The sequence below is a fragment of the Candidatus Omnitrophota bacterium genome, from assembly GCA_013791745.1.
Lineage (GTDB): Bacteria > CG03 > CG03 > CG03 > CG03 > CG03.
Map to the genome: position 1 here is coordinate 1 of VMTH01000063.1, position 10,657 is coordinate 10,657.

A 10,657-nucleotide genomic window follows, 5' to 3' on the forward strand; every position below is an offset into this window, starting at 1 on the left:
ACGCGAAGCCAATTACCGCCCTGACAAAGCCGGCCATGCAGCATCCTCCATATTTCCGCGATACCAAATATCTAATTCAATCGCGGTTTTTGATTTGATAATTCCCTCAGGGCTAGCTATCCATTTGTCAATTTCTGCCTTTAATATATCTCCATCCAAGTCAATATTATATTTTTGCTTGGTGCATTTTTGTTCATAAGATTCTTTTTTTAAACCCATCTTTGTAAGCTCGTTCAGCACATAATCTTTTTCATTGATGTCATAGACAGGTAACTGCAACTGAATTCCGTTCGTTTTCAGCACTTTCCGAAGCCCTTCAGTGGCATACGGCGTTTGCTCCGGCCAGGTATTCTGATACCCAGAATATCCCATAGCTAAATTTGATATTCCCCGCCTTTGCGCAATGACAGTCCCTCTCACGACATAGTCCCGCTGGCACAGAAGACAGGTGTGAAAAAATTAAGGCAAACAACTTCAATGCCCTCATCCTCACTGTATCGGCTCGATAAATATTCTCATAACACCCCCGCAAATAAGGCCGCTGTCTTCCGGCATCTCTTTTGCCGTAAGGCGGAATTCCATTATTTTTGATTCGCCGCTTTTTATAACACCGCGCGCTTCCTGATAAACTTCGGCTTCAACGCAGCCGCCGCAGATCGTCCCTTCAAAAGAACCGTCCTCTGAAACAAACATCTTCGCTCCGGCCTTCCTCGGAGTAGAGCCCCTGGTCTCAACTACTGTAGCCAGAGCGCCTTTGTTGCCACGCATTTGGCTATCTATGATTGCGGCAAAAATCTCCATCTATCCGATTTCCCTGTTAATATATTTTGCCACAAGTGAAATTTTTGATTTTGTGTACTCCCCCACTCTTTTGTTCCGGACGCGGTTAAAGGCGAAAAGACATGATGCCTGCGAAGGCTTGGCATTGATTCCTGCCGAGAGGATCAAAGCATCTCGCTTCGCCCTTGAAAGGCCGTAGATAGGATGCTCGTAAGTTATACCGTATTTCCGGGTGAGCTCTCCGGCAGGCTCCATATATTCTGGAAGCTGTTCAGGATAATATAGCTGATTCTTATTAAACCCATCTGCAATGACTTTTATGTTATTCTTCCTGCAATAGACTATCATCTCAGCGAGCATCGCGAGCTTACAGCTGCAGCAGACGAGGCTGTCGCCGTATTTTTGGATGTCTTTATCTATATTTACAATGCCCATCTTTTTGAAAAGGGCACTGGAATCCTGAAGCTGCCATGAAACCTGGCCCGGGAATTTTTTCCGTATAAGCTCAGCTGTTTTTTTTGAATTTTCAAATTTCCGCTCCGCGCCGTTATCGAAAGTCACCATTTTAACCCTGTCTCCCGCTTTCAAATAGTAAACCGCCGCAGACATGCTGTCGGCTCCGCCGGAAAATAACAAAGCTATAGTTCTCATGATCAACCCCCTCTTGAAAGAAGAAACACGGCTATTTCCGCGAACAAATTCGGCAATCGCCTTATCCTTCTGTTATTCCCGATGAATATCTCTTTCTCAATCCGTATCTTCTCCCTGGCGCAGTATTCAAAAAAATCAATGACACTTAAAAAATGAAGATTCGGCGTGTTGTACCATTCATAGGGCAGGGCCTCGGTGACAGGCACCTTCCCCTTGAAGAAAAACTGGAGCCTGGCTTTATAATGCACAAAATTCGGAAAAGCCGCTATGACTTTCTGCCCCACCCTCAGGGCTTCATCCAGCGCTACCGCCGGTTTCTTCAGCTCCTGAAATGTCCTGTCCATTATGACAAAATCAAAGGCCTTGTCTTTGTATTCGGAAAGCCCCCCCTCTATATCGCCGTGCAGAACACTCAGTCCCTTTTCAACGCACTTGTATATTGACTGCTCGTTGATCTCAAGGCCCTGCGCGCGCACTTCCTTTTCCCTCACCAGAAGCTCCAGCAGAGCGCCTTCGCCGCAGCCCAGCTCTAAAACCTTTGAGCCGGACGGGATAAGATCGCTGATCACCCTGTGTTCGATTCTTGAATTTTTCATTTTCCCTCGACTTTTTTCAAAAAATGCTTTATCAGATGCGTCTCTTCTTTTATTTCCAGAAGAAAAGCGTCATGGCCGTAGGTGGATTTGATCTCACAATATGTCACGTCAATTCCGGAAAGTTTACAGAGTTTTACAATTTCAAGCGACTGATAGGCCGGATACAGCCAGTCGGATTTGAAGGCGATAACCAGAAATTGCGCTCGTAGCTCCTTAAAAACATCTGCGGGGTGTTTGTCGCCGCTAAAATCAAAACAGTCAAGGGCCTTTGTGCAGTAAAGATATGAATTGGCGTCAAACCTCTTCACAAAGTTATCTCCCCTGTATTTAAGATAGCCCTCCACCTCAAAATCCGGGTCGAACTTAAAATCCGGCCTCACCTGTTTTTTTCTGCGGCCGAACTTCTCTATCATGGATTCATCGCTCATATAGGTGATGTGGCCTACCATCCTCGCCACCGACAAACCTTTTACGGGAAGAGAGCCGCCGTAATAATCACCGCCGTTCCAGTCCGGATCGGCCATAACGGCCTGGCGGCCGACTTCGCTGAAAGCTATCTGCTGCGGCGAGTGCCTCATAGTCGTGGCTATGGGTATAACGGAACACAGGTTTTCGGGATACGACTCCACCCACTGAAGGGCCTGCATTCCTCCCATTGAGCCGCCTGACACTGCGAGAAGTTTTTCTATCCCCAGATGCTCAATGAGTTTTTTTTGCGATGTGACCATATCCTTTATTGTCAGGGCCGGGAAACTCAGCCCGTAGGGTTTGCCGGTATCTATGTTTATTGAGGCAGGTCCCGTCGAGCCCTTACAGCCGCCTATGACATTTGAGCATATCACAAAATATTTGTTTGTATCAAATGCTTTGCCCGGGCCTATCATCTCATCCCACCAGCCCGGCTTATCGTCGCCGGCGTGAAAACCGGCAGCGTGAGCGTCACCTGTCAAAGCGTGGCAAATAAGGACCGCATTGCTCTTATCCGCGTTCAACCTGCCGTAAGTTTCATAAGCAACCGTAACTGGTCCGAAAAGTTCCCCCGAATCAAAAAGCATTTCATTGAAAGTAAAAGACTTCGTCTCAACGAAACCCAGGCCGTCGGGCTGGCCGACGCCGCTTTCAGGTATTTTATCTTGTTTCTTCATCTACCCCGTTTTCGCGAAATCAAAAAGCCATGTTGAAAGATACCTCTCGCCCGTATCCGGCAGAATGACCACAATGTTCCGGCCCTCGTATTTTTTTGCGGCTTCAAGCGCGGCCCATACGGCGGCTCCGCTGGAAATGCCTGCGAGTATCCCTTCTTCGCTCGCGAGCTTTCGCGCCGTCTCACCCGCGTCGTCATTAGTAACCGTGACTATCTCGTCTATAAGATCCCGGTTCAGGACATCCGGCACAAAGCCGGCTCCTATCCCCTGTATCTTGTGAGGCCCCACGGCGCCTCCGCTCAAGACAGGCGAATCTTTAGGCTCAACGCCGATGATCTTAATTGTTTTTTTTCTTTTCTTCAAAACTTCGGCGACACCCGTAATAGTCCCGCCCGTGCCGATACCCGCAACGAAAATATCAACGGAACCTTCCGTATCGTTCCATATCTCTTCCGCCGTGGTCTTTCTGTGGATTTCGGGATTGGCGGGATTATTGAACTGCTGCGGTATATAACTGCAGCTTATTTTTTTCTGTATCTCCACCGCCTTGTCTATGGCGCCCTGCATACCCTTGGCTCCGGGCGTTAAAACAAGCTCGGCGCCGAATACCTTCAGGAGCTGCTGCCTTTCTGCGCTCATAGTGTCGGGCATTGTGAGAATGAGCCGGTAACCCTTTGTGGCCGCGACAAAAGCAAGAGCTATTCCGGTGTTGCCGCTCGTGGGCTCGATTATAACCGAACCCTTTTTCAGCAGCCCCTGTTTTTCTGCCGCCTCTATCATCGCCACGCCGATCCTGTCCTTGACGCTTGAAAGCGGATTAAACGATTCCAGCTTCGCGAGCACCACGGCCTTCTCAGCCCCCGCCATCCTGTTTAATTTAACAAGCGGCGTGTGCCCTATCGTTTTTGTGATATCCTCATAAATTTTTTTCATCGTATTCTCCTTTTCTACGCTATGGCTTTTTTCAGCGCCTGTTCAATATCCCATATTATATCATCTATATCCTCAAGACCGATAGACAGCCTGATGAGGTCGGGCGTCAGGCCCGCCTCAAGCTGCTTATCCGCGGGGATCTGGGAATGGGAGGTGCTGGCCGGATGCAGAGCAAGAGACTTCGCGTCTCCGACATTGGCCAGATGTGAAAACAACTGAAGCGCTTCAATAAATTTCTTTCCCGCTTCAAGGCCCCCCTTGATACCGAAAACGACCATTCCGCCGAAACCCTTTTTCAGATATTTCGCCGCCACCTGATGAGACGGGTCATCTTTCAGCCCCGGATACCTCACCCATTCAACGCCGGGATGATTCTTCAGATACTGCGCGGCCAGCAGAGCGTTTTCTGAATGCCTCGCCATTCTCAGGGGAAGCGTCTCTGTGCCCTGTATGAAGATCCAGGCGTTATCCGGCGATATGCTGCCGCCGAGATTTCGCAGCGGCACCGTCCTCAAGCGCAGGGCAAAGGCGATTGGAGCCAGGGCCTCCGGCAAATCATATGCCCATTTCAAGCCGTGATAATTCGGATCCGGTTCTGTAAAGAGCGGGAATTTCTTGTCCTGCCAGTTAAACTTACCTGAATCGGTGACTATGCCGCCTATCGCCGAACCGTGACCGCCTATCCATTTCGTCAGAGAATTGACAACAATATCCGCGCCGTGCTCAATGGCCCTGAGCAGATAAGGAGTGGTGAAAGTGGCGTCTACCACCAGAGGCAGATTATGTCTGCGCGCGATCTTTGAGACCTCCTCTATGTCCGTCACATCAAGAACGGGGTTACCTATAGTTTCAAGATAGAGCAGCTTTGTTTTGTCGGTGATCGCTTTCTCAAAATTCTCCGGATCGGAAGGCTTAACGAATTTCGTGGTTATACCGAAATTCGGCAGTATAGCATCAAACATCGTGTATGTCCCGCCGTAAAGATTATTGGCCGAGACGATCTCATCTCCGCTTTTGGCGATATTTATCACGGTGTAAAAAATAGCGTTTGTTCCCGACGCCACCGCCACCGACGCCGCGCCGCCTTCAAGCGCCGAGATCCTTTTCTCAAGAATATCGTGAGTCGGATTCATGAGCCGTGTATAGATATTCCCCAGCTCTTTTAAGGCGAATAAATTCGCCGCGTGCTCGGTACTTTTAAACACATACGAACTGGTGCGGTAAACCGGAACTCCCCGCGATAGAGTCGCTGGATCCGGTGTCTGACCCGCGTGCAGGGCCTGCGTGTTAAAACCAAATTCCTTTTTTTGCTGAGTCATTTTATTTCTCCCCTAAATATTTCCTTGAGCTGCGCTCCCATCAAGCGATTGTCCGCCGGCCCGCTGTTTAGCGGGCGTGCTACAACCCATAAATTTAATTTTCGTAAATATCATTCCCGTTTATATGTGATACATTTTTGCCAATTTGCCCGTTTTATCCGCATCAATTCTCACAAGTTCCTGCAATGTAATTGATTCAAGCACTTCATTCAATGCTTTTTCCATACGGGCCCAAACAACTCTCACCGCGCAACTTGAAATTTTCTTGCAGGATTCAGCTTTGGATATGCAGTCCACCAGTGAAATGGGGCCGTCTATAACTGCGGCTATTTCACTCAATTTGATTTTTGAAGCCTTGCGGCCGAGATTAAATCCGCCGCGGCATCCTCTTTTGCTGACAACAAGTTTTGCGCCGACAAGCGGGCCGAAAATATTTGCCAGATAGCTCTCCGATATGGATTGCCTTGCGGCAATATCCTTTAAAAGCACAGTGCCCTTGCCGTCCTGCTTGGCAAGGTCGAGCATCCCCCTGACGCCGTATCTCAATTTTGTCGATAATTTCATAGCCCTCCCTCTTTTATCACAATTATCATCGTCTTCGTGATGTTAATAAATCCCTTTATTTCTGTCAATCTTTAAACTGATATAAATTGCCTATAATTTCTGAGTCTTTGAAGGCAAGTCGACGATATCTGATATTCTTCCGTGAAAACGAATATCTAATGTAACTTTATTTTTTGATTGAATAATTTCTGAAATGCCGTCTATCCACTTGTCAATTTCTGTTTTTAATATCTCTTCATCTAAGTCAACGTTATACTTCTGCTTGAGACATTTTTGCTCGTAAGATTCCTTTTTCAAGCCCAGCCGCGTAAGCTCGTCAAGCGCATAGTCTTTTTCTTTAATTCTGTAAACCGGCAAATGGAGCTGAATGCCTTTAATTTTCAGTAATTTCCGCAGCCCGCCGGTCGCATACGGCGTTTGCTCCGGCCAGGAATTCTGATACCCGGAATAACCCATGGCCAAATTTGATATATTGTTCCTCCGCGCAATTATGGTTCCCGTGACAATATACGCCCTCTGACACGGAAGGCAGGTCACATTAAGCAGCTGTTCTTTAATCGTAAATTTTGGAAGAATTACCTGAACCCATTCCGTTTCTTTTGGCAAATATTTTTTAAGCTGCATAATTCTTTGATGCACCCGCCTAATTCCAACTAAATGCTCCGATATGACCGTAACCAGAATCAAATGTTTAAACATTTTTGAAAGCCGCATAGCGGCTATTGTAGAATCACGTCCTCCTGAAAACATGAGAACGCATTTATCGCTTTGGTTTAATTCCATAAGGTTTTATTCCTAAATATTTTTTTTTTTACGAACCGTCTCCGACACTCTGTAATCCGCCAGATTTTGTTCAGTTAGTTTGTCGCGGATAATCCTACAACTTGTATCACCCGGCAGAACAGAAAAATTAATCTTTGCTTCGTCGGATTTACAGTAATACGCTACAATATCCAGCGATTCCCTAATAATTGCCTCACTCGCTTCCCCTCTGCCTACAGCAGCCGGCCCTTTGTCAACCGTTTCCAAATATAGATCCCCCTCACGGGCTCCTTTTTTCAGCCATATATTTTCCGCCTCATTTCTCCCCACAAATAGCTTAAAAAATCTATCCATTTTAAAATACCTCCCGTGTTTAGCCATATTGACATTCGCCGGAGTAAGCATATCCGAAACCACAAGATCCTGAACCACGGAACTGAATTTGCGATCCGTTAACAAACATCCGCCTGCAGGGCAGGCGAATCCGGAAACCCTGAGTTTCTCTGTCAGATCATACTGCTTCTTTCGTGAACGCCCTTTGATGCTCAGAAGGTTCTCTCTATTGATCCACCCCTCTCTCTCTGGCAAACTGGGTGAAAAATATTGTGCCGAAAGAGGGCGCACTATAAGATCTTCAAGGCCGCTTTCTTTTTCAATAATTTCCATTGCGCGGCGATTCTGGCTCATAGGTCTCTGGCCCAGCACCTCGCCTGTTATTATAAATTTTGCGCCTATCTGCCTCATAAATTCTCCGGCTTTCTTCAGCATAAAAATCCGGCAGTCAATACAGGGGTTTAAATTCTTTCCATATCCATGAGCAGGCGACTTAACTATATCCATATATTCTTCAGAAACATTAATAACCTTGAGCTGTGTTCCAAATTGTTCTGAAACAACAGCTGCCGTTTTTCGGCAGCCCTTGCTCCCGTCGCACATGCAGAAAGCTGTGAAAAAATTAAGGCAAACAACTTCAATGCCCTGATCCTGCATAAGTTTCACAGCTAAAGTACTATCCAACCCTCCCGACAACATTGCTACCGCTTTTATATTGTTCATTCTTTTTAAAACATAAACCCGTATTTATCGATATCCGGTTTCATTTTTACACCTCTTTTATATCTTAATTTTCACCCCGGCCCCGAGCCACCTCGGGGGAGAAGGCGCGTCCGTAATTTCCTCATAGGACACGTTTAATAGATTTGTCCCCCTGAGAAAAAGTTCCACTTTCCCGTACTTTTTTGAAATGCCCGATGCCAGCAGAAAATATCCTTTCTCGCCTGGCCTTTTCTTATACACCGTCCGCGCGTCGGCGGAAATCCCCGCAACCGGAAAGCTGATCACGGATGAAAACTGGTGTTCCGGTGCCCTGAGGGCGTATTTTGATATGTAATCAGCTTGGGAATCCATGTCAACAAAAACATATCCTATAGACAGTGTCGCGGGAGCCATTTTTATTCCGGTGGTAATTTCGGCGCCGTTAACCGCTACTCTGCCTATATTTTTTGCCAGCCATTGCTGGTCACTTAGTGTATTTTTTATCCAGTCAATGACATCGCTCTCCCGTCTTCTGAAAACAGTTATCCCTGCGGAAATCCTGTCAATAGAATAATCCGCGCCTATCTCATAAGATATGTTTTTTTCAGGCCTAAGCGAAGAATCCCCTTTGTTTGTGAGAGTTAGATAGTAAAGTTCCGTAAAAGAAGGGGAGCGGAAGGCTCGGCCTGCAGCCGAACGAAGTTTCCAGTTTTTATCTATTTGCCAGCCCAGACCCGCCGTCGGGGACAACTGCCTGCCCCATTCGGAATGATAGTCCGCACGCATGCCAAAATCAAGCGATAATTTATTAAAAACAGTCGTATTGAATTCGAAATAAGGAGCTATTATTCTCTGGTTGCGGTTTCCCATATTGCTGGATTCAATTTTGTCAGCGCTGAATTCCCCTCCTGAAACAAGACTGGTTTGCGGCGTCAGTTTAACCAGGATATGTACATCAATTCCGTTTTGTTGGGTGGTATGCTCATTCTGGTAAAAATTACTCCCATACTTATATCCGAACCTATCGTCATGCCTGCGGGAATACAGCTTCGGCTCAAGAGATATGCGCTCCGTGAGAGCAATCCGCGCATTCAGAGCGACAAATTTTGCTACGGTTCTTTCCCTTTCCTCATCTCCTCCAGTAAAGTAGAAATTATGCGGGCCGAAGTCTTTATCGGTAACTCCAAGCAGCAAGTTAAAATCAGCCCCCGGCAGCCTGAAAGATGATTTGCCTGTGAAATTAGAAATTTCAAAATCGTTATTATACTGGAACCCATCCGAAGTTTTCTTTTCCGCTGAAAAAGATTGTCCGAAGTTTCCCCATTTCCGGCTGCCGCTTATCAGGCCCGCCCGTGTATTATCTCCGCCCCCGGAAACTTCAGCGTCAAACCTGGCCTCTGACGGCGTTCTGGTAATGATGTTTATTACCCCTCCGAAAGCGTCCGTCCCGTAGACCGACGAGCCGGGGCCACGCAGAATCTCAATCCGTTCTATATCTGCTATAGATACCGGAAGATCCATATTGTGGTGCGCGGTCTGGGAATCGTTTATTCTGATTCCGTCAACGAGGATAAGGGTCTGCTGAAATGTTGAACCCCTTATTGAAACATCCGCCTGAATTCCGTAAGTCCCCCGCTCCTGAATATCTACGCCAAGCATATAACTGAGAAGCTCGGGAACTGAACGGACGGGAGCATTTTCAATATCTTCCCTTTCAATTACGGTTACATTTCTTGTTGCGCCGGAAAAACTCGCCGGAATTCTCGTGCCGGTTACAACAATTGTTTCCGGCAGTAAACTGTTCCCGGCGCAAACAAAAACAGGAGATAAAACCAATACTGCCGCCGCTAAAAAATTCATATACATTGTTTTGCCCTCATAAGTGCTCTGCCATTGGCGGTCCTCGCACAGCGCGGCCAGCGCCTCATCCTCTTATCTCTCCCGCTGTCCTTTCAACTGCCGCAGCTGCTCTTGCCAGTATTGAGGATGTGTGCTGGGATGAAATAAAGTTCGTTTCCCCCTGGGCCGGTGAAAAATATACGCCGCTGTATAGCATTCCGCGGTAAAAACGGGCGAACTTCTTTATATCGCATTTCTTAAGGCCGGTATGATCCTCGACCGGTGCCCCTGCGAAAAATATTGAGAACATAGTACCTATGGAATTAACGGAAATTTTTCGCCCTCTCAATCTACCCGTGATTTCAACAAAGAAACACTCGGAAGTCTTGTTTATTTTATCGTAAAAACCTTTTTTGGATATCTCGTCCATAACCGCGATGCCGGCGGCCATAGCTACGGGATTCCCCGAAAGCGTTCCCGCCTGATACACCGGGCCCGCCGGCGCAAGCAGTTTCATTATTTCTTTTCTCCCACCAAAGGCGCCGATCGGGAATCCCCCGCCTATTATTTTGCCCAGTACCGTAAGATCCGGATTAATACCGAAATAACCCTGGGCTCCGCTTTTGTGCCAGCGAAAGCCGGTTATTACTTCATCAAAAATTAAAAGTGTTCCGCTTTTTTTAGTGATATCACTCAAAAATTGCAGATATCCGTTTTTGGGAATTATCACGCCCATGTTGGCCGGCACAGGCTCAACTATCACAGCGGCAATCTTATCACGATGATTCTGAAATATATCTTTAACTGCTGTAAAATCATTGAACGGCAGACTAATAGTGTTTTGCAAAAAACTCTCAGGCACTCCTTTTGAAGAACTTTTATGAAGACAGCTAACACCTGAACCGGCCGCGACCAGCAGATGGTCGGCGTGGCCATGATAACAGCCGTCAAATTTAACAATAATATCTCTTTTAGTAAAAGCTCGGGCCAAACGTATAGCGCTCATTGCCGCTTCCGTGCCGGAGTTTACAAA

General features: G+C 46.9%; 12 protein-coding genes. All 12 read right to left on the reverse strand.

Annotated elements, in window-relative coordinates:
- Positions 1 to 12: 12 nt before the first annotated feature.
- Entirely contained in the window at positions 13 to 420 is a 408-nt protein-coding gene (locus FP827_02950; GenBank protein ID MBA3052036.1) for a hypothetical protein, read from the reverse strand.
- Between the two features lie 69 nt (positions 421 to 489).
- On the reverse strand, positions 490 to 801 hold the full coding sequence (locus FP827_02955; protein MBA3052037.1) for an XdhC family protein: 312 nt from the start codon (positions 799 to 801) through the stop codon (positions 490 to 492).
- Positions 802 to 1,431, reverse strand: a complete 630-nt coding sequence (locus FP827_02960) for a hypothetical protein (protein ID MBA3052038.1) — start codon at positions 1,429 to 1,431, stop codon at positions 802 to 804. It lies immediately after the preceding gene.
- Between the two features lie 2 nt (positions 1,432 to 1,433).
- Positions 1,434 to 2,027 (reverse strand): methionine biosynthesis protein MetW, encoded by a 594-nt coding sequence (metW, locus tag FP827_02965; protein ID MBA3052039.1) that lies wholly within the window; start codon positions 2,025 to 2,027, stop codon positions 1,434 to 1,436.
- Entirely contained in the window at positions 2,024 to 3,172 is a 1,149-nt protein-coding gene (locus FP827_02970) for a homoserine O-acetyltransferase (protein MBA3052040.1), read from the reverse strand. Before FP827_02970 ends, metW begins: the two co-directional genes overlap by 4 nt.
- The gene (gene cysK, locus FP827_02975) at positions 3,173 to 4,105 is read right to left on the reverse strand and encodes a cysteine synthase A (protein MBA3052041.1); all 933 of its coding nucleotides are present in this window, start codon (positions 4,103 to 4,105) and stop codon (positions 3,173 to 3,175) included. It lies immediately after the preceding gene.
- 14 nt (positions 4,106 to 4,119) lie between these two features.
- On the reverse strand, positions 4,120 to 5,424 hold the full coding sequence (locus FP827_02980) for an aminotransferase class I/II-fold pyridoxal phosphate-dependent enzyme (GenBank protein MBA3052042.1): 1,305 nt from the start codon (positions 5,422 to 5,424) through the stop codon (positions 4,120 to 4,122).
- Between the two features lie 120 nt (positions 5,425 to 5,544).
- A complete protein-coding gene (locus FP827_02985; GenBank protein MBA3052043.1) occupies positions 5,545 to 5,988 on the reverse strand; it encodes an Rrf2 family transcriptional regulator in 444 nt (147 codons plus the stop codon).
- A gap of 90 nt (positions 5,989 to 6,078) precedes the next feature.
- Complete coding sequence (locus FP827_02990) at positions 6,079 to 6,627, reverse strand: hypothetical protein (GenBank protein ID MBA3052044.1); 549 nt, start codon at positions 6,625 to 6,627, stop codon at positions 6,079 to 6,081.
- A gap of 156 nt (positions 6,628 to 6,783) precedes the next feature.
- The gene (locus tag FP827_02995) at positions 6,784 to 7,806 is read right to left on the reverse strand and encodes a hypothetical protein (GenBank protein ID MBA3052045.1); all 1,023 of its coding nucleotides are present in this window, start codon (positions 7,804 to 7,806) and stop codon (positions 6,784 to 6,786) included.
- Between the two features lie 57 nt (positions 7,807 to 7,863).
- Entirely contained in the window at positions 7,864 to 9,651 is a 1,788-nt protein-coding gene (locus tag FP827_03000; GenBank protein ID MBA3052046.1) for a TonB-dependent receptor, read from the reverse strand.
- Between the two features lie 58 nt (positions 9,652 to 9,709).
- On the reverse strand, positions 9,710 to 10,657 hold a 948-nt coding region (locus tag FP827_03005), incomplete at its 5' end, for an aminotransferase class III-fold pyridoxal phosphate-dependent enzyme (GenBank protein ID MBA3052047.1).

Excerpts from the sequence above, each read along its gene's own strand:
- metW (MBA3052039.1), bottom strand. The coding sequence starts at position 2,027 with ATGAAAAATTCAAGAATCGAACACAGGGTGATCAGCGATCTTATCCCG.
- FP827_02970 (MBA3052040.1), bottom strand. The coding sequence starts at position 3,172 with ATGAAGAAACAAGATAAAATACCTGAAAGCGGCGTCGGCCAGCCCGAC.
- FP827_03000 (MBA3052046.1), bottom strand. The coding sequence starts at position 9,651 with ATGTATATGAATTTTTTAGCGGCGGCAGTATTGGTTTTATCTCCTGTT.
- FP827_02985 (MBA3052043.1), bottom strand. The coding sequence starts at position 5,988 with ATGAAATTATCGACAAAATTGAGATACGGCGTCAGGGGGATGCTCGAC.
- FP827_02960 (MBA3052038.1), bottom strand. The coding sequence starts at position 1,431 with ATGAGAACTATAGCTTTGTTATTTTCCGGCGGAGCCGACAGCATGTCT.
- FP827_02955 (MBA3052037.1), bottom strand. The coding sequence starts at position 801 with ATGGAGATTTTTGCCGCAATCATAGATAGCCAAATGCGTGGCAACAAA.
- cysK (MBA3052041.1), bottom strand. The coding sequence starts at position 4,105 with ATGAAAAAAATTTATGAGGATATCACAAAAACGATAGGGCACACGCCG.
- FP827_02980 (MBA3052042.1), bottom strand. The coding sequence starts at position 5,424 with ATGACTCAGCAAAAAAAGGAATTTGGTTTTAACACGCAGGCCCTGCAC.
- FP827_02995 (MBA3052045.1), bottom strand. The coding sequence starts at position 7,806 with ATGAACAATATAAAAGCGGTAGCAATGTTGTCGGGAGGGTTGGATAGT.